We start from the raw sequence: 25,392 nt of genomic DNA, 5'->3' as shown, positions 1-25,392 counted from the left end.
CTTTTTATAGTGCTTTGTTTTAGTTATAGTTTAATTACTGCTTTTTTTTCTGAAACCTCCTCTCTTTTTTAATTTTGATAAAGCGGTATTTCTGATTTAGAAAGTTCTAATTTGCTCTCTATAAAATAATTAAAGCGATTGGCTTTTAATAGTATTAATATTTTTATTATTATTGTAGTATAGTACAGTATAGTATTGTGCTAAATCTTACTAACTAATAATAATAACTATGCAAGAAAAAATTACAAAAGAAAAAGTATCAGCTAAAAGCTTGCTGACTTCAATGCTGTTTTTATTAACGATTTGCAGCTGGGGTCAGAGTTATGAATTTGAAAATGGTAGCCGTACAGGAAATGCCGATATCCAAAACTGCGATTCCTGTTCGGGAAAAATAGTAGGTAATTTAGGAGGAACTGGCAGTGTCTCAGTAAATGTTACTGTCGCAGCAACAGGCTGGTACAATTTGCAATTGTTTTATTGTACAGGAGATCCTCGTACGATTCGGCTAACTGCAGGTTCAGCCACAGCCATTGCAATTCCTTGTGAGCCAAGCGGAGGATGGAGCGCAGCAGCTTCTAAAAATATAAGTGTCTATTTGAACAGCGGAACAACCACTTTGCTTTGGGATAATACCAATTCATGGGCTCCTAATCTAGATAAATTTATTTTAACACCTTTGGCGGCAGGAACTAACCAAACCATCGCTTTTGGGAATAACAATAGTATTGTTTATAATTTAACGAATAAAACATATAGTATAAAGTTTAATGGTGCAACTGTAATTAGTAATGCGTCTGCTTATGCAAACAGTGATCAGCAATATGTGAGTAATAATTTTGCTTCGGCTGTTTATAGTTCAGAACCATTTACAGATAATGTAGGAACAGGAACTAAACACATTTTTAGCTTAAGTGGAAATTATACTTTAGGCATGCAGCAAATTTTTTATACTTATACAAATAAGAATTATTTGGCTGTACAAGTGGTCTTGACAGGAAATGGATCAAACTGTTATAAAATGTCTCCTTTAACGAGTAATCAGGTAACACCAAATTTTGGAACGGGAGATACTAGAGCCGTATTTGTCCCTTATGATAATGATGCCTGGATTCGATACAATGCTTATACTTTAAATTCAGCTGACTTTACAGCATCAGAAGTAACTAATATTTATAATAATACCAATCGTAAAGGTTTAGTAATTGGTTCTTTGGAACATACAAAATGGAAAACGGGTGTTACAGTAAGCGGAGGCGGTTCTTCATCAGCTTACGTTTCGGTTGTTGCGGGTTGGACAAAACAAGATGTGACAAGAGACGCAAGAGGCCATGGCTGGGTAAATGTAGGCCAAACAAGCTGTCCTTCTCCAAAAGTAATGATCAATGCTACAGACGATTGGAGAACAGGATTCGAAGAATTTGCACAAGCGAATGCCGCAATGCAGCCAAAATATATTTTTGACTGGACAGCGCCAAAACCAATGGGATGGAACAGCTGGGGAGCTATGCAGACCAATGTTAACTTAACGAAAGCAAAAGCAGTTGTAGATTTTTTTCATAATGATTGTCCTGCATTCAAAACAGAGGATAATACTTTGTTTATTGATCTTGATTCTTATTGGGATAATATGAGCGATGCTGAACTGGCACAATTTGTTACGTATGCAAAAAGTAAAGGTTTTAAGGCTGGAATCTATTGGGCTCCTTTTGTAGATTGGGGAAAATACAATCGTCAGGTTGAAGGCAGTTCATATAATTATAATCAATGTTGGACTATGGTTAACGGAAATCCTTTAGAATTGGATGGAGCTTATGCAATGGATCCAACAAGTCCAGGTACTAAGGCGAGAATTCATTATTTTATAAATCGTTTTAAAACCGCAGGATTCGAAATGATAAAAATTGACTTTTTAACACATGCGAGTATTGAAGCTGACAGTTTTGCAAATAATCAGCTTCATACAGGTATGGAAGCATATCAAGAAGGAATGAAATACTTGATTGATGAAATTGGAGGAACAATGTTGATTCAAGCTGCAATATCTCCTAATTTGGCAACTGGTCCTTTTGCGCACGTAAGACGCATAGCTTGCGATGCTTACACAAACATAAATGAAACAGATTATACTTTAAATAGTACAACTTACGGCTGGTGGCAAAATCAAATCTACGATTATATAGATGCAGATCACGTTGTTTTTGGGAATGCTTCAATCGGACAAAATCGTGCGAGATTATTAAGCAGCGTAGTCACAGGAACGGTAATTGCTGGCGATGATTTTTCTGTTGCTGGTCAATGGAAAACAACTGCACAGAATCTTTTGCAAAATATCGATGTGATGGATGTTGCTCGTAACGAAATGCATTTCCTTCCTGCTGATGGAAATACAGGTTATAATGCAGCCAATATTTTTTCTGCAACACACAACGATGTTACTTATGTAGCTGTTTTTAACTACGGAAATACTTCAACAACAAATAATATCAGTTTAAGTCGTCTTGGCCTTGGATCTGGAAATTATACAGTTAAAGAACTTTATTCGGGAGCCACAACTACAGCTCAAAGTATATTAAGCGTTCAATTGCCACAAGCAGATGCGGCTATTTATGCTATTTACAGCTCAGGAACATTAAGTGCTCCAAGTTATAATTGGCCTACAGCTTCTACTAATTATGTTTTTCCTAATCCAGTATCTAGCAGTTTTAGAATTAAGTTCGATCAGGTAATTAGTGGTCCTGCCGCAATTTCAGTATATGATATAACTGGAAAAGAAGTTTGGAAAACCTCTATGGCTACTGAAGGCACGATTAGCTCAGAAATACCAGTAAACGGACTTTCAAAAGGTGTTTATATGGTAAAAGTAAAAGCAACTGAGTATCCTGTTCAACATTTTAAGTTTGTTAAGAATTAAATAGATTTATAGAAGTTTTTAAAAATCCCGATTTTCACTTTAGGTGAGAATCGGGATTTTTTATTTGATTACTTTAGAATATCAAAACAATAATTTTTGAATTATATTCTTTTTTGAGAGACATATTTTTAGTTGGTTTTTTGAGATTACCCTATAAATATTGTCAAAATGACTATTTTAAGTGGAAAAAATATGACTCTTTTTTAAGTGTTTAATTTGTTGATATACAGATTTTTGAATTTCAATAAGAGAAAAAAGTAACCACTAATTTCTGCATTGTTCTTGCGGGATTAATTTTAATTCGTATCATTGTAGTATAGAATAGTATAATAACCAAAAATAGATTTAATGAAACCACACTATTTTTTAGTAAAAAAACTGTTTTTGCCTGTTATAATGATACTTTTTTTTAGTCATTCAACACAGGGACAAAAAACAATCAAAATGACTTTTGGCAAAAATGGCATTATTACCTATGATGCTAAACAAAAAACAATTGAGGTAAATCAGTTTGGGAAAAAGATTTTTTCTGGAGCCAAAGCTTCTATTGTTGTTAATGGCAAAACAATTTCTCTTAATGATTATGCAGAAGCTGTTTTATCAAAAGAAACTTTCACTGATAATTTAGGAAAAGGAACAAAATATGTTTTTACGTATACCGATAAAAATAATCCAACCCTAGTTCAAAATTTCTTCACATATAATAATCAATCTTATTTTATAACTCAAATTGAAATTCTAGCCAACAAACAATTAATAGAAACCAATTACATTGCACCGCTAGATTTAGGAAAAATTACTTTTGATAAAATAGAAAACCTTCATACAGTTTTTGTTCCTTATGACAATGATGCTTGGATTAGTTATAATTCTAAAAAATTGGATACAATTTCAAATAATACAAGTGCAGAAGTTGGAATAGTATTCAATAATGCCTCTAGAAATGGTTTTATAGTTGGTTCTTTGGAACATACTGTTTGGAAAAGTGCTGTAAAATCAATTAATAAAGATAAAGAGCCTTTATTTTCAGCTTGGTCAGGTTTTTCCGAAAAAGAAATTACACGAGACAGTATTGCACACGGTTTGGTAAAAGGCAATAAAGTATTTTCTCCAAAATTCTTTGTTGGTTATTATTCAGATTGGAGAAATGGAATGGAAGAATACGCCAAAACCAATCGCATTGTAGAAAAACCGTATGTTTTTGAATGGGATAAACCAACTCCAGTTGGATGGAACAGTTGGGGTGTTTTGATGGAAAAAATTAATTACGAAAACACTACTAAAGTTGTAGATTTTTTTTCGAACCAAGTTCCGCAATTTCGAGTAGGAAATACTGCTTATATAGATCTTGATTCTTTTTGGGATAATATGGTCAAAGGTGGTTTTACAGGAGATTTTAGTAAAGTAAAAGAGTTTGCAGATTATTGTAAAAATAAAGGATTAGAACCGGGAGTATATTGGGCGCCTTTTACAGATTGGGGATGGAAAGATGGACCAAACCGTAAAGCAGAAGGAAGTGATTATACTTTTGGCGAAATGTGGACAAAAACCGGAAATACCTATTTTGATTTTGATGGCGCACGCGCAATTGATCCAACACATCCTGGTACGCTGAAACGTGTTGATTATGTAATTAATAAACTCAAAGCGTGCGGCTTCAAAATGATTAAAATTGATTTTCTGGGACACGCAGCAGCCGAATCTTCTTCTTTTTATGATAAAAATATCACAACAGGAATGCAGGCTTACAAAGTTGGAATGGAACATTTGGTAAATGCATTAGATGGACAAATGCTAATTTATGCCGCAATTTCTCCAAGTATGGCAACCTCTCGTTACGTGCATGTGAGACGTATAGCGTGCGATGCATGGAAAACCATCGAACAGACTCAATATACTTTGAATAGTGTCAACTACGGCTGGTGGCAGACCTATTCGTATGATTATATTGATGCAGATCATGTTGTTTTTGCTGATGTCACAGAGGGCGAAAATCGTGCAAGATTAATTTCGTCTGTAATTACAGGAACATTAATCACTGGTGATGATTACAGTAAAGAAGGAATCTGGAGCAAGCGCGCCAAAGAATGGCTTCAAAATAAGGAATTGCTTAAAATTATTTCAAATGGAGTAGCTTTCCGTCCTGTTGAAGGAAATACGGGAAAACAAACGACTGAAGTTTTCGAACAAAAAATAGGCAACGATTGGTATGTGGCGGTTTTAAATTATGGAAATGAAGCAAAAAGTTACGCATTACCATTTGAGAGATTAGATATTCAAAAAGGTAAGTATGAAATGGAAGATATTTTGACTTCTCAAAAGAATGAAATAATAAACAACAGCTTAAATGTGAAGCTGGAGGCCAAAGATGCTCATTTATACAAAATCGTAAAACGCTAATAGATTAAGCATGAAAAAGTATCTTTTAAATAATGTACTATTGGCCGTAATATGTCTAGTTTCGACAATAGCAAATGCAACAGTTTCACTGCCATCTTTTTTTACTGATAATATGGTGCTGCAGCAAAAAAGTGCTGTTCGGTTTTGGGGAGAAAGCAATAAACAATCAGTATCCGTTACAACTTCTTGGGATAAAAAAGTATATAAAACAAATGTTGTAAATGGTAAGTGGGATGTAGTTTTAAAAACTCTTGCTTACGGCGGACCTTTTGCAATTACAATAAATGATGGAGATTTAAAAACATTGCAAAATGTTTTAATTGGAGAAGTTTGGCTTTGTTCAGGACAAAGTAATATGGAAATGCCTTTGGAAGGTTGGGGGAAAATCAATAATTACAAAGAAGAAATCGCAAATGCTGATTATCCGCAAATACGATTATTGCAAGCCGAACATGTTGAAAGCACTTTACCATTAAACACACTAAAAGTACAGCACGACGGATGGAATGTCTGCAACCCTAAAACTATTGCTGATTTTAGTGCGACGGCTTATTTTTTTGCCAGAAAGATTTACGAAGAAAAAAAGATTCCGATAGGGTTGATTCATTCTTCTTGGGGAGGAACTCTTGTAGAAGCTTGGACAAGTTCTGGAGCGTTAAGCACCATTCATGATTTTGATACCGAAATTGAAGCTATGAAATCTGAAACAAGCAGACAAGCTTTGCAACAGAAATATGATGAAGAGCTTGCGGTTTGGGAAAAACATCTTACTAATGCAGATAAAGGATTTGAAGATGGAAAAGCAGTTTGGGCAACGTCTAAAGTTGATGATAGTTCATGGAAAATAATGAAGGTGCCTTCTTTTTTTGACAGCAACGGATTAGGAAATTTTGATGGTATAGTTTGGTTTAGAAAAAAAGTCAATATTTCAGATACTAGTAAAGATTTTACTCTGAGTTATTTTGCTGATGATGACGATCTAATTTGGGTTAACGGAAATTATATTGGAGAAACTAAAGGTTACAATGTAGAACGCCATTATACTATTCCAGCCCAATATTTAAAAAAGGGAGAAAATGTAATTGCGATAAGAGTATTTGATGGCGCAGGGAATGGAGGAATTTACGGGGAAGAAAATATCGCTTTAAAATCAGAAAAAGAAACTATTTCATTAGCAGGAGACTGGAAATACAGTATTGGCGCAGACAGTAAAGATTTACCTGTAAAACCGTATTTAGCTCAAGGTCAAAACCGACCAAGTGCGATATACAACGCCATGATTGCACCTCTGTTAGATTATAAAATAAAGGGAGTAATCTGGTATCAAGGGGAGAGTAATGCTGAAAGAGCACATCAATATCAAAAATTATTTCCGCTTTTGATAAATGATTGGCGGGAAAAATTTAAAGACAAAAATCTTCCGTTTTTCTTTGTGCAGTTAGCCAATTACAAGCAGCAGAAAGAGCAGCCAGGAGATTCTGATTGGGCCGAATTAAGAGAGGCGCAATTTCTGACATTAAAACTTCCAAACACAGAAATGGCAGTTACAACCGATATTGGAAACGGAGAAGATATCCATCCAAAAAACAAACAAGATGTAGGTGGCCGTCTTGCTAACATTGCTTTGGCAAAATTGTATAATATGAAAATTGAGTATTCGGGACCAATTTATAAATCGTATAAAATTGAAAACAATATGATTGTACTAGATTTTGATTTTAATACAGATATTAAATCTAAAGAAGGTATACTGAAAGGATTTTCTATTGCAGGATCAGACCAGAAATTTTATTGGGCAGAAGCCAAAATAGTAAACGGAAAAGTAGTAGTATATGCGCAGAACGTTACAAATCCTGCAGCGGTTCGATACAATTGGGCAGATAATCCAAATGGAAATTTGACCAATGTATCAGGTCTTCCTGCATCGTCATTTAGAACAGATGTTTGGAAAGGAATTACACAAGAAAAAAAATAAAAAAATAACACATAATAAAATGAAAAAACAAAGTATCAATTTAAGGCAGTCTTTTGCGATAGCATTTTTTATTCTCACGAGTTATTGCAGTTCAGTAACAGCACAACAGATCATTGCTGTAAAAACAAAATCTAATGCATTGGTTTTACAGATAAATTCAGGAAAAGAAGTAAGCACTATTTATTTAGGAGAAAAATTGGCAAACGATTCAGATTATGCCAAAATACAAGGTCAGTTTCGTCAGGGAACCGATTATTCAGGTATTTACAATGCTGCTTATACCGCTTCTGGATCTAAAAATTTATTGGAACCAGCCATTGCTGTAACCCATGCTGACGGAAACACTTCGTTAGATTTGTTGTATGTAAGCCACAAAAGCAATACCGTGACTACAGGAGTTTCTCAGACGGAAATTACATTAAAAGATCCTGTTTATCCTGTTGAAGTCCATTTGTTTATTCAAGCGTATTACGATACAGATGTTATAGAACAATGGTCAACTATTCAGCATACCGAAAAAGGAAGTATTACTTTAAACAAATACGCTTCGGCTAATTTGTATTTAAAAGGATATAATAGTTTCTGGCTAAATCAATATCATGGAGAATGGGCAAAAGAAATGCAATCGGAGGAAGCTAAACTTACTCACGGAATCAAAACTTTAGATACTAAATTAGGCTCACGTACCAATTTATTTCAGCCGTCGGTATTTATGGTTTCCTTAGATAAACCAGCATCAGAAGACGAAGGAAAAGTTTTGTTTGCAGGTCTAGAATGGTCAGGAAATTTTAGAACCGATTTAGAATTAGATCCGTTAAATAATCTTCGTGTAATTTCAGGAATTAATAATGCTGCTGCGGCTTATAAATTAGCTAAAAGCGAAGTTTTTACAACACCTAAATTTTGGTACACTTTATCAGCTAAAGGAAAAGGGCATGCAAGCCGTAACCTGCACGACTGGTCTAGAAATTATAAAATCTTAGACGGAAAAGGAGATCGTTTGACATTATTAAACAACTGGGAAGCAACCTATTTTAATTTTGATGAAGATAAATTGAAAGTCCTAATTGCCGATAGTAAAAAATTGGGTGTAGATATATTCTTGTTAGATGACGGATGGTTTGGAAATACATATCCGCGTAACAATGACGATGCGGCTTTAGGAGATTGGGATGTCAATAAAAAGAAATTGCCAAACGGTATTGGAGCTTTAGTAAAAACAGCCAAAGACAACCAGGTAAAATTCGGAATCTGGATTGAGCCAGAAATGGTAAGTCCAGCGAGTGATTTGTACAAAAAACATCCAGAATGGATTGTAAAACAGCCAGGAAGAACAGAACACTATTTCCGCAATCAGTTGGTTTTAGATTTATCTAATCCAAAAGTTCAAGATTTTGTTTATGGGGTTGTGGATAATCTTTTTACTGAAAATCCAGAATTGGCTTATATTAAATGGGATTGCAATGCCGTAATTTACAATGCATATTCTAATTATTTAAAAGACAAACAAAACAACTTTTACACCGATTATGTAACTGGGCTTTATAAAGTATTAGAACGTATTCGTGCAAAATATCCAACGGTACCAATGATGCTTTGCTCTGGTGGAGGAGGAAGAGTTGATTACGGAGCTTTGAAATACTTTACAGAATTTTGGCCAAGTGATAACACAGATCCTTTAGAGCGTGTATATATGCAATATGAATACTCGTATTTTTATCCAGCATTAACTATTGCGGCACACGTTACAGATTGGGGTAAACAGCCTTTAAAATATCGTACAGATGTTGCCATGATGGGAAGATTAGGTTTTGATATTGTAGTAAAAGATCTAAATGAGAAAGATTTGGCTTTTACACAGAAAGCAATAAAAAACTATAACGAGTTGAGCAATACAATTTGGCAGGGAGATCAGTATCGTTTGCAAAATCCGTGGGGTAATGATGCGGCTTCTGTAATGTTTGTCAATAAAAATGGAAATGAAGGAGTGGTTTTTAGCTATTCTGTTAATTCTAGATATGAGGCTGGAACACATCTTCCAATAAAATTAAAAGGATTGCAAGCAGGTCAAAATTATAAAATAGAGGAGATTAACGTATATCCAGATAAAAAACCAGTGGTAGAAACAGCTGTTTATTCGGGCGATTTCTTAATGCAGGTTGGAATTAATCCGAATGTTACAGCATCAAACAGCAGTGTTGTTTTAAAAATTACTAAGGCCTAAAATAAATTATAAACATTAGTATATATTTGTAATACTATATTTTCTAAATAAATACCTATTAAAACGTTTTATGAAGCAAATTATTCAACAGATCAAAAATCTAGAATCTATAAATTCTTTATCTAAACATGAGCAATTGGTTCAGGGAATAATTAATGCCATTGATGAAAAGGTTGTCACAAAAGGCGATTTACTTCCATCTGTTAACACTTTTATAAGCGAATTGGGTTTTGCGAGAGAAACTATTGCCAAAGCATACAAAGAACTCGTACACAGAGGAATTATCGAATCCAAAAATAGATTGGGTTACTTTGTTGCCACCAATGATGTGAAACAGGAATTGAAAGTGGCATTATTGATTTTTGCATTTGATATTTTTCAGGAAACGTTTTATGAGAATTTTAGAAAAGGTCTTGGAAAGAATGTGCAATTGGATATTTTCTTCCATCACAATAATTTTGTCACATTCGAAAACATTGTTCAGAGTATAAAAGGAAAATACGGAATGTTTGTTATAGCTCCGATTCCTAATAAAAAAACACCTGATATCTTAAAACAATTGCCAACAAATAGAGTGTTGTTGGTAGACCGTTTTATAGAAACAGATGAAGATTACAATTATGTTGCACAAGAGTTTGGAGATTCGTCTTACAATGCTTTTGTGCAGCTTAAAGATAAAATTAAAAAATACGATGAGTTGATTTTCTTCTTTAAACCATCTTCTGCAGAACCTAATGAAATTCTAAATTCCTTTAAACGATTCATGAAAGATTATGATATCAAAGGAGTTATAAAAGAAGAATATACAGCGGGTTCTCTTGAAAAAGGGAAAGTCTATTTTACTATTCATAATCTTGAACTTTGGGAAATGCTAAAAGACTCCAAAATTAAAGGTTTGAAAATTGGTAAAGACATTGGTTTTATCTCACACAATGATGATATCGTAAAAGAGATCATTTTTGATGGTGTAACCACATTTTCTACAGATTTCGCAGAAATGGGAAAAAGAGCAGCCGATTTTGTTTTAAACAGAAAAAAAACGCAGGAGATTATTCCAACAGTTCTTATAGATAGAAATTCGTTGTAATTTATGAATGTTTTATCCATTGTTAGTTTTTTACTAATAACAGGTTTGGTTGCCGTTATTTCGGCCATAAAAACTCGAAAGAAAAAGGTACAGACAACAGAAGGACTTTTTTTTGCGGACCGTAACAATAATTTTTTCATTGTTGGAGGAGCCTTACTGCTAAGTAATATTAGTGCCAATCAGTTTATAGGCGAGAACGAATCCATTTATACCAATAATATGAGCGTGATAGCATGGGGCGTAAGTTCTGTGCTAGCCATGCTTTTGGTTGCTGAATTTTTCCTTCCAATTTATTTCCGTACTGGAGCCATGACTATTCCAGATTATCTTGGAAAGCGTTACGATCATTCTACTAAAAGATTGGTTTCGATTATCTTTTTGTGCAGTTACGTTGTCAATTTACTTCCAGCCGTTTTATATGGTGGCGCGGTTGCTCTTACTGGCATGTTTAATTTTCTAGAGCCTTTACAATTAACCTATTGGCAAAACATTTGGTTTATGGTTTGGGTAATCGGACTTACAGGCTGTGCTTATTCTGTTTTAGGCGGTCTGCGTGCGATATCAATTAGCGATACCGTTTTAAGCATCGGATTGTTGACTATTGGAATCGCTTTTCCTTATTTTGGTTTCAAATTTTTAGGAAATGGAGACTGGTTCGAAGGTCTTCATATTTTACTTTCACAACACAAAGAACATTTAAACGCTATTGGAGGACCACACGACGAGATTCCTTTAAGTACCATTTTTACAGGAATGTTTATTATGAACCTGTATTATTGGGGAATGGAGCAGTTTATTGTACAGCAAGCACTTTCGGCTAAAAGTTTGTCACACAGCCAGAAAGGTATGGGGCTAGCTTGTCTAGGAAAGTTACTTTGTCCTTTTATTATTAATATTCCTGGATTAGTTGGAGTGCATCTTTATGATAAACTTGAAAATACAGCAGAAGTTTTTCCGCTTGTTGTAAGAGACACATTGCCAGGAGTTATGATCGGATTAACATCTGCAGTTGTTCTTGGAGCAGCGATTAGCACCTTTAATGCAGGACTTAATAGCAGTAGTACATTGTTTGTTTTAAATCTGTACAAACCATGGTTGGAGAAAAGAAATAAAGAAGTGACCGAAAAACATCTGGTGTATACCGGAAGAAAGTTTGAGATTATTGTCTCGGCCTTAGCGATGTTTTCAGCTCCATTTATAATATTTAGTAAAGCAGGTTTTTATACCTATTTACAGCAATTGGGAGGTATGTTTTGCGTGCCCATTTTCACTATTATTTTAGTTGGTTTTGTATTTAAAAAAGTGCCGCCTCAAGCAGCAAAAATTGGAATGATATTTTTTATTCTGAGTTATATCATTTGTAACTACGTTCTGGATATTCACTTACACTATCTGCATATGTTGGCCATGCTTTTTGTTCTTACTTCTGTGTGCATGTTGCTAGTCTCAAGATTTTATCCTACGTATAGTTATGCTGAAATTAAACTAGAATCTGTGGAATTGACTCCTTGGAAAAACCGATACTGGTATTTTGCCCTTTTATTAATTGGTATGGTGAGTATCTTTATATTGTTTTCAAAGTGGGGTGTAGCTTAGTTTAGAATATAAGTTGCTGAGTTGCTAAGATTCTGAGATTTAAAGTCTTTTGAAGTAGACGCACTTTTGTGCGTCTTTTTTGTTTCAATAGAGGAGTAAAATTTTCCTTTTTTTTTGAGAAATTATAATTATGCTACAAAGTGTCGGATTCATACGGTTTTCCTTGTTTTAAGCAAAATCCTCTTCTTGTTTTGTCTGATATTTCTTTAAATTAAAACATTGTTTATTCTCTTTTTCGTTTTTATTAGTATGTATTAGTAATAAAGACGAAATAAATCACAGAAAAAAATAGCAAATTCTTAAACATAAATTTGGATGTAATAAAAATATTTGTATGTTTGTAATGTTGTAGTATAGTATAGTATAAGTCAATTCGTTTTCTCCTATATGCTCAATAAACAAATAAAAAAACTAACTCTCTAATTTATTAACTAAAAACCAAATTATTATGAGAATTGCAATAAGATACTTATGCTTCTTAGTAGTTATGCTGTGTGCCGGTACACTTTACTCCCAAACCATAACCGGTAAAGTTACAGATAATCTAAATTTACCTTTGCCTGGAGCAACCATTCTGGTAAAAGGTACTCAGAATTCTACAGTAACAGACATTGATGGTAGTTACAAATTATTAAACGTAAAATCTGGCTCCACACTAGAATTTAGTTTTATAGGATTTGATTCGAAGACTGCGGTTGCTAATAAATCTGAAATTAATATTTCTTTAATTCCAAGTACTCAGGAACTGAATGAAGTTGTGATAGTTGGAGCTTCAATAAAAAAAGGAGATTTAACGGGAGCTGTAAGCAGTGTTTCTGGCGACAAGCTTAGAGAAGTTCCTACTCCAAACGTAGTGCAGGCACTGCAAGGACGCGCCTCTGGTGTATATGTACAACAGAATGCTGTACCAGGTCAAACAGGAACAATAAGAATTAGAGGGAACAATTCGCTAAACTTTGGCGGTAACCCAATATTTGTAATCGATGGTTTGGTTACCGATGGCAATTTTGAAAACATTAATCCAGATGATGTTGCGAGCATGGAAGTGCTTAAAGATGCTTCTGCTACGGCATTATATGGTTCAAGAGCTGCAAATGGAGTAATCGTAATTACAACAAAAAAAGGTTCAAGATCGGGAGAAGCAAAAATACAGTATGATACATGGACAGGAGTATCTGAATTTGCGAGAACTCTTCCGTTAATGAATGGCCAGCAGTTATTTGATTTAAGAGTTGATGCCTATGCAAATCGCTATATGGACGAAAATCCTGGAGCTGATCGTGCAGCTTACATTAATCAAATTAAATCAGATGGTTCTACTGTATTCGCACCTTACGAATTGGAGTCTTACAGAACGGGTAAAAGTTACAATTGGTTAGATCAGGTAACACGTTCAGGTTTTCAAACCAATCATAATTTAAGTTTTAGCGGAGGAGGAGAAAAAGGAACTTATTTCGTAAGTTTTAATTATGTTGATCAAAAAGGACTTCTTAAAAACTCTGATTTTAAAAGATATAACGGAAAAATTAACCTAACGCAGGATTTAAAATCATGGTTGCAGTTTGGTACCAATACTACTTTTTCTAGAAGCGAGACTAATTATCAGGAAGGAAGTGCCTTTGGTGTGGCATTGGGAGCAAACCCGTTATTGCCTATAGACCCAAAAGCTACTTATTTGAGATATGGTGAAGTATTTGACCAAAATCTTTACAATCCGATAGTAAGTCTTGATATTATAAATTCAAGCGCACGCAATAGACTTACAAGTAGTAACTTTTTAAGTGCAAAACCAGTAAAGGGACTTGATATCAGAACAAACTTATCTGTAGATATTACAGATCAAGCAAATTTTGATTATGTGCCAAGTTACACAGGACAATCACTTAGAAATTCTATGGATGGGGAAGCGCATCATTATAGATATTCACAATTGAATTATCAGTGGGATAACACTGTAAGTTATAGTAAAGTTTTTGCTGAAAAGCATGACGTAAGTATAATGGGAGGGTTTTCTGTGTTGAGTAATTCTGGTAATACTACAGAGGTTAGAGCCCGCGGATTTGTTAGTGATGATTTGACCTATATGGCATTATCAGGAGCATATCAAAAGGAAAATGCCCAGTTAGACTCGAAGTTTACCGATTATACAAACCAATCTTATTTTGCTAGAGCAAATTATACTTTTGATGGGAAGTATAATATTACCGGTACAATAAGAAGAGATGGTTCTTCTAAATTTGGTCCTAATAACAAATGGGGAACTTTTCCTTCTATAGCAGGAAGCTGGGATATTGTTAAAGAAAATTTCCTTTCAGGATTTGAAAAATTAAGTCAGCTTAAGTTTCGTGTAGGTTATGGTATGGTAGGAAATCAGAATGTAGATGCTTACAGATACTTTGCATTATATAACGCGCAAGTGAGTAATAATTCTGGAACTTACGTATCTGATAATTACATCGATAATTTTGATTTGAAATGGGAAAAACAAAAACAGTTTAATATCGGACTAGATGCTGGTTTCTTCCAAAACAGATTGACTGCAAGCGCGAATTATTTTCATATAAATAATGATGATCTTTTGATGCTGCGTAATATGCCAGTTTCATCAGGATATAAATATAAATTGGATAATATTGGTGCTACAACTAATGAAGGATTTGAATTAGAACTTAGCGGAGACATTATTAAAAACAAAGATCTTAAATGGAATGTTTCTGCCAATATATCATCAGCAAAAAATAAGGTTACAAAACTTTATGGAGATGCCACAGAGATATACAAATTAGGAGGTTATAGTAACAATGAAATCCAACGTACTGGGAACTTTTTCTTAGGAAAATCAGTAAACACAGTTTATGTATTTCAATATGATGGTATAGCGCAACAAGGAGAAGACCTTAGTGGAGTAAATTATGGTAGCCGAACTGTTCAGGCAGGAGATATTAAAATTAAAGACCGTAATGGAGATGGCGTAATAAACGATCAAGACAGATATGTGGTTGGCGATTTGAATCCTGATTATTATGGTGGTTTTTCTACAGATCTTAATTATAAAGGTTTTGGATTAAATGCAGTATTTGCATATTCAATAGGAGGTAAGAGACCAAGTGGTACCTACGAAAGCTATATGAACTCAGGAGGAATGAGTGCAGCACATACAGATCTTTTGGATCGTTGGACTCCAACTAACACGAATACAGATATACCAAGAGCTTATTATGGAGGAGGAAGATATACTTTAGGAGAAACAGATAAGGCAATACAAGATGCTTCTTTCCTAAGATTAAATGCACTTACATTATCGTATACATTACAGGACAAAGTTGCAGAAAGTGTTTTTCTTAAAAATTGCAGGTTTTATGTAACGGGATCTAATCTATTTATTATAACTAAATACAAAGGTTATGACCCTGAAGGAGGAGATTCTTATCCTTTATCTAGAATGGTAGTTCTAGGATTAAATGTATCTCTTTAATCAAATTAATTATAAAAATTATTTTTATGAAAGCAAAAATTATAGCCTTTATGGCCCTAACAATATTATCAGCTTCCTGTTCTTCAGATTTTTTAGATCAAGAGCCTAAAAGTTCACTTACTGCTGAACAGGCTTACGGTAGTTTAGGTAAAATAGAACCAGTTCTTTTGGGAGCTATAACCAATTGGAGAAATATGCAAAAAGACCGTGCGGGGCTTTATACTTCTCTTGGTACAGACGAAGCACAACAAGGAGCTTTGCAGGTAACTGGAGATGCAAACCAGGCGGGACTTGATTTGTACAATGGTTTTCTAAGTCAGGAGAATCAAGCAATTGGACAATTATGGAATGACAGATGGCCGGTAATTGAAGTAGCGGCACAATCTATTAGAGCATTAGGAACAAATACTGAAGACGATAGCGCAAAACGTGATCTTTTAATGGGTGAAGCCAGTTTTTTAAGAGCAACGTTAATGTTTGAGCTTACACAATATTGGGGAGAAATACCGATTAATGATAAAGCAAAATCGGCAGAATATGGGCTAAAACGCCAACCTTTGCCATTGGTTTATTCTTATATAGTTGCCGATTTAGAAAGAGCAGTAGAAAAACTTCCTGTAACACAAAGCAATCCTGCATTTCCTGCAAAAGGAGTAGCTCAGGCACTTTTAGGAAAAGTATATCTATATGCTCCAGAAGCATCAGGATACCGTGATTATAATAAAGCAAAACAATGGTTTGAAGAAGTTATTAAATCTGGAAAGTACAGTTTATTGCCTAATTACGCAGACGTTTTTAGTCCAGATCATGCTAATTCTTCAGAATCTTTGTACGAATGGCAGTATAATAATAACTGGCCAGACAACAACCAGATACAATGGCAGACAGGTTCAAGAGTTTTAGCAAACATAAACCAATATGCTTATTTTGGAGGTTATGATCTTATACTTCCTACTCAATATTGTTATAAAGATAAGACAGATGGAGGAATTTGGGAACCAGGAGATGTACGTAAAGACGCAAGTATTCGTTACGATTTTACTTATAAAGGAGTTAAACCTACGCTTCCTGCTGGGTTTGGAGGCGATGAGTTGGATCCACACATTAAAAAATATGAAGATATTCGTGTAGAAGGGAAACAATCATTCTGGAATTCAGGTAAAAATAAAGCTTATATCAGATACTCAGATGTATTGCTTAACTACGCAGAATGTTTAAATGAATTAGGAAGCACAACAGAAGCTGAAAGTTATGTGAATCAGGTTCGTACAAGAGCTTTTGGAGGAACATTGCCAGCAGGAATGGCTTGGAGCGGACTTTCTCAAACGCAGTTTAGAGATCAGATTCTGGATGAACGTATGCGCGAATTAGCTTTTGAAGGCTGGAGAAGAATGGATCTTATTCGTACAGGAAAATTGGTAGAATTAGTAGGCGCTCGCAACAAATGGGCAAAACAAAATGGTACCATTGCAGCATTTCATAACCTTTATCCTATTCCAATTGGAGAGATCAAGCTTAATGATGAGATTGGTCCAGAGAATCAGAATCCTGGTTATTAATGTTTTTTGAAGAAACTTTAATGTAATTTTTTATTTTTTTGGTTCATGTGGTTCGGTTAATGCCACAGTTTTGATTTGTAATGCCATTTTGGGTATAGGTAGTAACAGTACTGAGATCTTCTGTTCGAAAAAAACTTATTCCAAAATGGCATTCTTATTTCTTATAATTTTCAACATTTTTTAATCATTCAAATAACAATATGAAATTCTATACCTATCAGGTTTATATCTATTTATTTGTTTTAAATGCCATATCATTTAATTTTTATTCTCAGAATAAAGTAAGCCTAAACTCTACTGATATTGTTTGGAAACTCAAACCGCAAGCAGAAATAGGAAAAGACAGCCTTAAAATGTTTACTCCTAATTATGCCGATGCCGACTGGGTAAAAGCAGTAGTTCCCGGTACAATTTTTAATTCTTATGTCGTAAGCGGATTAGAGAAAGATCCCAATTTTGGCGACAATATTTATCAGGTCGATAAATCAAAATACGATCGCAGTTTTTGGTACCGTTCGGAATTTACTATTCCAGAAAATTTTACCAAAGAAATTATCTGGCTTAACTTTGAAGGAATAAATCGTGAAGGAGAAATTTACCTTAACGGAAAAAAAATAGCTGTTTTAAGCGGAATGATGCAGCGCGGTAAATTTGATATTACAAAGCTTGTAAACCGTAAAGCAAAAAATGTCTTAAATATTTTAGTAAGCATTCCGAAACAGCCATTAAATAACTTCGGAAGCCCAACTTATATTTCAAGCGCCGGCTGGGACTGGATGCCTTATGTTCCAGGATTAAATTCTGGAATTACTGACGATGTTTTTTTGACAAACACAGACAAAGTCACCATTGCAGATCCTTGGATTCATACCAATCTGCCAACCAATGCACGCGCAGATTTGGAAGTAAAAGTAGAACTTAAAAACTCATCTTCGCAAAATCAGGAAGGAGTTCTAACGGGTGTAATAATGCCAGGAAATATCACTTTTTCTAAAAAAATAAATCTGGATGCTGACGGAATTACAAATGTAAAACTGACCAAAGAACAGTTTCCTGAACTTTCTATCCAGAATCCTAAATTATGGTGGCCAAATGGTTATGGAGATCCTAATTTATATACTTGTCAGTTTACTTTCAAAATTGGAAATGTAGTTTCAGATAGTCAAAAGATAACTTTCGGAATAAAAAAATATACTTACGATACAGAAGGTGGTGTTTTGCATATTGCTATAAACGGAAAACGTGTTTTCTTAAAAGGAGGAAACTGGGGAATGAGCGAGTATATGCTTCGCTGTAGAGGTGAAGAATACGATTTGAAGGTCAAACTTCACAAAGAAATGAATTACAATATTATTCGCAACTGGCTAGGCTCAACTACAGACGAAGAGTTTTACGAAGCCTGCGATAAATATGGTATTATGGTTTGGGATGATTTTTGGCTCAATGCCAATCCGAATCTGCCATTAGACATTCATGTTTTTAATAACAATGTAATTGAGAAAATAAAACGCGTTAGAAATCACGCCAGTATTGCAATTTGGTGTGGTAATAATGAAGGTCTTCCGCAGCCTCCGCTCAACGGATGGATTGCTGAAAACATCAAAACTTTTGACAACAACGACCGTTATTACCAGCCATGTTCCAACACAGGAAATTTAAGCGGTAGCGGACTTTGGGGCAATAAAGATCCGAGGTTTTATTTTACAAAATACCCAGAACCTTATGCAGGAACTGGCGATGGTCCAAGCTGGGGATTAAGATCTGAAATTGGTACAGCAGTTTTTCCTAATATCGAAAGCTTTAAAAAGTTTATTCCAGAAAAAGACTGGTGGCCAAGAAACGACATGTGGGACAAACATTTCTTTGGACAAAAAGCCTTTAATGCAACTCCCGATTATTATGATAAAAGTATAACAGAACGTTACGGAAAGCCAAATAATCTGGAAGAATATGCTACAAAAGCACAGCTATTAAATATAGAAACCAACAAAGCTATGTATGAAGGATGGCTGGATCATATGTGGGAAGATGCTTCTGGAATTATGATCTGGATGAGTCAGTCTTCCTATCCAAGTATGGTTTGGCAGACTTACGATTATTATTATGATTTAACAGGAGCGTATTGGGGTGTAAAATCGGCTTGTGAGCCTATGCACATTCAATGGAGTCCTGTAGATAATTCGGTTAAAGTAATCAACACAACAGGAACCGATTTTAAAAACTTGAAAGCCGAGGCTGTTATTTATAATTTAGATGGAAAACCGGTAGCGAAGTACAAACAAAATGCGATGGTAGATTCTTATTCTAATACAGCAGTAGAAAGTTTTGTGATTCCGTTTTACGCTAATCAGAAAGATTTGGCTTTTCAAAAAAATGTTACCGCATCCTCTACCGATGGAGGAAATACCAGAGATGTTGCAGACGGAGATTCAAACACGCGATGGGCAAGTAATTCGACAGATAATGAGTGGATTTATGTAGATCTTGAAAAAGATTTTATTATCAATCGTGTCGTTTTAAATTGGGAAAATGCTTATGGTAAAGAATACAAAATCCAAATCAGTGACGACGCTAAAAACTGGACAGATGCAAGCGTGATTAAAGATGGAAAACAAGGACTTCAAACTATTTCATTTGATGAAACAAAAGGGCGTTATGTTAGAATGTTAGGAATAAAACGTGGTTCTGGTTGGGGATATTCTCTATACGATTTCAAAATTTTCGGAGCAGAAACCAATGTTGATACTTCCGATTTAAGTCCAGTGCATTTTATTCGATTAAAATTAAAAGATGCTTCAGATAAATTAATCAGTGAGAATTTTTACTGGAGAGGCACCAATATGAAAGATTTTACAGCAATAAATAAACTGCCAAAAGCAAACGTAAATGTTTCCAGTAAAGTCATAAAACAAAACGGAAAATACATTATAAAATCTAAAGTTTCAAGTCAGTCGGGAATAGCTTTTGGAATTCAGATTCAGGCCTTAGATGAGAAATCGGGAACTCAAATATTACCGGCAATTGTAAGCGACAGTTATTTCACTTTACTAAAAGGAGAAAGCAAAGAAGTGACAATCGAATTTGATGAAGCACTTTTAAAAAATGGAGAAAAGCCAGTTGTAAAGGCGATTCCTTATAATAAATAACAAATTATTCTCAATGTAAACCAGATTTAATACACATCGCAAATCGATTAAATAAATTTACCACAGATAGAAAATTATTCCAATCCCTTTAATCAGTGGCTATAAAAATAACAATATGAACATCAAGAAATACAAAGCATTACTTTTTGTACTATTACCTTTCTTAGGCTATTCGCAAAGTAATTCCTTGGAATTATGGTACACAAAACCAGCTTCTCAATGGGAACAAACGCTTCCATTAGGAAATGGACGTTTAGGAATTATGCCTGATGGCGGAATTGAAACCGAAAAATTAGTTTTAAACGATATTACCTTATGGAGTGGATCTCCACAGGATGCCAATAATTATAAAGCATTTTCTTTTCTACCACAGATACGAGAATTATTATTGGCAAATAAAAACAGTGATGCCGAGAAATTAATCAATGAAAATTTTGTTTGTACTGGCCCAGGCTCAGGAAGCGGGGATGGAGCAAATGTGCAATTTGGATGTTATCAAGTTTTGGGAGATATGACTTTGAAATTTGACTATAAAACCAAATCAAAGGCTATAAATTACAATAGAAACTTAAATATTCAAACGGCGCTTGCGTCTACTCAATTTACAATTGACGGTGTAACTTATAAACGAGAATATTTTGCAGGTTTTGGAGATGATGTTCTTTTTGTAAAATTGACTTCAAGCAAAAAGGGAAAATTGAACTTTACAGTTCAGTTAGACCGACCAGAACATTTTAAAACTGAAATCGGAAATGACAATTCTCTTGTAATGACAGGACAAGTGAACAACGGAATTGACGGAAAAGGAATGAAATACAAAGCTAAAGTTAAAGCTCATGTAAAAGATGGTAATATTTTGTATTTAAATAACTTGATGGAAGTAAAAAATGCAACTGAAGTCATTTTGTATATTTCAGCAGGAACAGATTTTAAAGATAAAAGTTTTGAGTCTTCTGTAGATAAAATTCTAGATGCCGCAATGCAGAAAAAATATGATGATCAGAAGAAAACGCACATTCAAAACTATCAGAAATTGTTTAATCGTGTGGCTTTAAATTTTGGAAAGCCAGTTCAAAAAACACGACCAACAAACGAACGTTTGGATGCGTTTTTAAAAGAACCTGATTCAGATACCCAACTTCCAGTTTTGTTTTACCAATATGGCCGTTACTTAAGCATCAGCAGCACGAGAGTCGGATTACTACCTCCAAATTTACAGGGATTATGGGCGCACCAGGTTCAAACCCCATGGAATGGCGATTATCATCTGGATGTAAATGTTCAGATGAATCACTGGGCATTAGAAACAGGAAATTTATCTGAATTGAATCTTCCTTTAAAAGATTTGGTAAAAGGGATGGTTCCTTATGGAGAAAAAACAGCAAAAGCCTATTACAATGCTGATGGATGGGTGGCACATGTAATTACAAATGTTTGGGGATTTACAGAACCAGGCGAAAGTGCTTCATGGGGAATTGCAAAAGCAGGTTCAGGCTGGTTATGCAACAATTTATGGAATCATTATTTGTATACAAACGATAAGGATTATTTAGCAGAAATCTATCCAATTATAAAAGGTGCCGCTCAGTTTTATAATAGCATGCTGGTAAAAGATCCAGAAACAGGCTGGTTGGTAACTTCACCTTCAGTCTCTCCTGAAAATTCATTTTTCCTGCCCAATGGACAAGATGCTCATGTGTGTATGGGACCAACAATTGACAATCAAATTGTTCGTGAATTATTTAATGATGTAATTACAGCATCTCAAAAATTGGGAATCGATAAAGATTTGAGCAATGATCTGGAACAAAGATTAAAATTATTGCCACCACCGGGAGTTATTAGTCCAGACGGTAGAATTCAGGAATGGTTAAAACCTTATAAAGAACCAGATGCACAACATCGTCACATTTCTCATTTATACGGATTATATCCAGCCTCTTTAATAACTCCTGAAAGCACTCCTGACTTGGCAGAAGCTGCAAAGAAAACTTTAGAGGTTAGAGGAGATGATGGTCCAAGTTGGTCAATTGCTTATAAAATGTTGTTTTGGTCTCGATTAAAAGACGGAAATAGAGCTTATAAATTATTAAAAACCATTTTGAGACCAACATTAGCTACCAATATTAATTACGGAGCAGGTGGAGGAGTTTATCCGAATTTGCTTTCTGCTGGTCCGCCTTTTCAAATTGATGGAAATTTTGGAGCTACAGCAGCAATTGGAGAAATGCTCATACAGAGCCATGCAGGGTTTATCGAATTATTGCCGGCAATGCCGGATGCTTGGTTAAAAGAAGGCGAAGTAAAAGGGATTAAAGCAGAAGGAAATTTTACTATAAACATCAAATGGAAAGATGGAAAAGTAATTCAGTACGAAATAAAATCTCCAGCTCCTAGTAAAGTGAAGATCAAAGTAAGTGGAGAATTAAAAGAAATTACTTCATCTAAATTATAAGTTGGAGTAGTAATCCTGCAAGGTTTTCAAAACCTTGTAGGTTTAATTTTTTATCTCATTTCTAAATATAACACCTACAAGGTTTTGAAAACCTTGAAGGTGTAAAACAGCAATTGAATTGCCTCCAGCTTTAGCTGAAGGTTTATAAGAATCTATTAAACAAAGGGCTTTAGCCAAAATCGTAGTGTTTTGTCTAAAGCCTTATTTGAATCTAATTTGATTAACCTCCAGTAAAAGTTGGGGACAATTCAAAAAAAAAAAAGAATTCATATTTCAAAATCTTTACAAAATGAATCTCAATAAAATAATACTTTGTGGTGCTATATTAAGTTCCATAATTCTTGGAGCACAAACCAAAGAAAAAATCACTTCACATGTAAATCCGTTTATTGGAACAGGCGCAGCACACGGTTCACCGCTTTCTGGAAATAATTACCCTGGAGCGACAGTTCCGTTTGGAATGGTACAGCTAAGTCCAGACACCCGAAACACACCAGATTGGAGTGTTGCGTGTGGTTACAATTATAACGATACCAGTATTGCAGGTTTCAGTCACACACATTTAAGTGGAACCGGAGTAGCCGAATTATTTGATGTTATGCTAATGCCTTTCAGCGGTGCTATTGTAAAAGAAGAAACAGGGCAGAATGCTTATCAATCTAAGTTTACGCATGATAAGGAATCTGCAAAACCGGGCTATTACAGCGTAGAACTTTTAGATTATCAAATAAAAGCAGAATTAACAGCAACAACTCATGCGGGTTTTCACAAATACAGTTTTCCTAAAAATAAAGAAGCGCACATCATTGTTGATTTAGATCATTCGATGAAAAAATCGGATTGGAATACTCGAATTATTGCGTCTCAATTATCATTTCCAAATGATCATACTATTGAAGGATTTCGAATTATTACGGGTTGGGCACCTATGCGAAAAGTATATTTTCATGCCGAATTTTCACAGCCAATAATTCGCAATTATATTACTGACGGAAGTAATGTTTACAATAACGCAAAAGTTGTTAATGGCAATGCAATTAGGGCAATATTAGATTTTGATACGTCAAAACAGCAAGAAGTTTTGGTAAAAGTGGGAATTTCTGCCACAAGTATCGAAAATGCACGTTTGAATGTACAAACCGAAATTCCAGCTTGGGATTTTGACGGCACAATAAATAATGCTAATGCAGTTTGGGAAAAAGAATTAAGCAAGATAAAAATTGACGGGACAGAAGAACAAAAGCAGATTTTTTATACGGCTTTGTACCATACATTTATTCAGCCGAATACATTATCAGATGTGAGCGGAGATTATCCAGCAGCCGATTTTACAGTTAGAAATTCATCCAAGCCTTATTATACGACATTTTCTTTGTGGGATACTTATCGTGGTGCACATCCCTTGTATACTTTGATTCAGCCCGAAAGAACAGCTGATTTTGTAAACAGTATGCTGGCGTATTACAAAGTTTTTGGCTATTTACCAATTTGGCAGTTATGGGGACAGGAAAATTACTGTATGATTGGTAATCACGCTATTCCGGTTATTGTGGATGCTGTACTGAAAAAAATCCCAGGAATCGATGCCGAAGAAGCCTTTGAAGCCGTAAAGAATTCATCGTTACGAGAACATCCTGGATCGCCATTTGGCATTTGGGAAAAGTACGGATACATTCCAGAAAATTTAAAATCACAGTCGGTTTCATTGACTTTAGAAATGGCTTATGACGATTGGTGTGTAGCCGAATTGGCCAAGAAACTAGTTAAAATCGATGATTATAATCATTTTGCAAAACGTTCTCAGTTTTATAAAAATCTGTACGATAAAGAAATAAGTTTTTTCAGAGCAAAAGATGATAAAGGTAATTGGATTGGTCCTTTTGATCCGCTGAAATATGGAGCCAACGGCGGTTATCCGTTTACTGAAGGAAATGGCTGGCAGTACTTTTGGTATGTTCCTCAAGACATAAAAGAACTTATAAATTTGGTTGGAGGTGATAATGCCTTTACCAAAAAACTAGATACTTTTTTCACGCTAGAAGATAAACCAGAAGAAGTAAATGATAATGCTTCGGGTTTTATTGGCCAATATGCACACGGAAACGAGCCAAGTCATCATATTGCTTATTTATACAATTATGCTGGTCAGCCTTGGAAAACTCAAAAATACACTGCAGAAATACTAAAGAAAATGTACAATACAACTTCTTCAGGCTATTCGGGTAATGATGATTGCGGCGAACTTTCGGCTTGGTATATTTTTAGCGCCATGGGATTTTATCCTGTTAACCCAGCAAGCAGTACTTACATCATAGGTTCTCCGCTATTGAAAGAAGCTTCTATTGAATTGAAAAACGGAAAGATTTTTAAAGTTACTGCTAAAAATGTTTCAGATGAAAACATTTATATTCAAAGTGCTACATTGAATGGTAAAACCTATACAAAGACTTTTATTCACCAATCTGACATTGATAATGGTGGTGTTTTAGAATTTGTAATGGGATCAAAATCAAATAAAAATTGGGGAGTTAAAAGAGACGACAGACCGATTCATTAATTTTTTA

The 25,392-nt window shown here is 34.7% G+C and carries 11 protein-coding genes; all 11 read left to right on the top strand.

The window, feature by feature from the left end:
- Positions 1–229: 229 nt before the first annotated feature.
- The 11 genes from QLQ95_RS22515 (at position 230) to QLQ95_RS22465 (ending at position 25,385) form a co-directional block, all read left to right on the top strand.
- Complete coding sequence (locus QLQ95_RS22515) at positions 230–2,911, top strand: T9SS type A sorting domain-containing protein (RefSeq protein ID WP_482501790.1); 2,682 nt, start codon at positions 230–232, stop codon at positions 2,909–2,911.
- 444 nt (positions 2,912–3,355) lie between these two features.
- Positions 3,356–5,311, top strand: coding sequence for an alpha-galactosidase (locus QLQ95_RS22510; protein WP_482501788.1), 1,956 nt, complete (start codon positions 3,356–3,358; stop codon positions 5,309–5,311).
- 10 nt (positions 5,312–5,321) lie between these two features.
- On the top strand, positions 5,322–7,286 hold the full coding sequence (locus tag QLQ95_RS22505; protein WP_482501787.1) for a sialate O-acetylesterase: 1,965 nt from the start codon (positions 5,322–5,324) through the stop codon (positions 7,284–7,286).
- Between the two features lie 19 nt (positions 7,287–7,305).
- Complete coding sequence (locus QLQ95_RS22500) at positions 7,306–9,510, top strand: alpha-galactosidase (RefSeq protein WP_482501786.1); 2,205 nt, start codon at positions 7,306–7,308, stop codon at positions 9,508–9,510.
- Between the two features lie 70 nt (positions 9,511–9,580).
- Positions 9,581–10,597 (top strand): GntR family transcriptional regulator, encoded by a 1,017-nt coding sequence (locus tag QLQ95_RS22495; protein WP_095930151.1) that lies wholly within the window; start codon positions 9,581–9,583, stop codon positions 10,595–10,597.
- 3 nt (positions 10,598–10,600) lie between these two features.
- A complete protein-coding gene (locus QLQ95_RS22490) occupies positions 10,601–12,193 on the top strand; it encodes a solute:sodium symporter family transporter (protein WP_482501784.1) in 1,593 nt (530 codons plus the stop codon).
- A 448-nt stretch (positions 12,194–12,641) separates the two neighbouring features.
- Complete coding sequence (locus QLQ95_RS22485) at positions 12,642–15,668, top strand: SusC/RagA family TonB-linked outer membrane protein (RefSeq protein ID WP_482501782.1); 3,027 nt, start codon at positions 12,642–12,644, stop codon at positions 15,666–15,668.
- 26 nt (positions 15,669–15,694) lie between these two features.
- Complete coding sequence (locus QLQ95_RS22480) at positions 15,695–17,227, top strand: RagB/SusD family nutrient uptake outer membrane protein (protein WP_482501781.1); 1,533 nt, start codon at positions 15,695–15,697, stop codon at positions 17,225–17,227.
- A 200-nt stretch (positions 17,228–17,427) separates the two neighbouring features.
- Positions 17,428–20,373 (top strand): discoidin domain-containing protein, encoded by a 2,946-nt coding sequence (locus QLQ95_RS22475; RefSeq protein ID WP_320494855.1) that lies wholly within the window; start codon positions 17,428–17,430, stop codon positions 20,371–20,373.
- A gap of 115 nt (positions 20,374–20,488) precedes the next feature.
- Positions 20,489–22,828, top strand: a complete 2,340-nt coding sequence (locus tag QLQ95_RS22470) for a glycoside hydrolase family 95 protein (RefSeq protein WP_482501779.1) — start codon at positions 20,489–20,491, stop codon at positions 22,826–22,828.
- A gap of 289 nt (positions 22,829–23,117) precedes the next feature.
- Positions 23,118–25,385, top strand: a complete 2,268-nt coding sequence (locus tag QLQ95_RS22465; RefSeq protein WP_482501777.1) for a GH92 family glycosyl hydrolase — start codon at positions 23,118–23,120, stop codon at positions 25,383–25,385.
- The last annotated feature ends 7 nt before the right edge of the window (positions 25,386–25,392 follow it).

It is taken from the genome of Flavobacterium sp. B330r (genome assembly GCF_056824325.1).
Note: the sequence above shows the minus strand (reverse complement) of the source record. Positions and strands in the feature narration are given on the sequence as shown.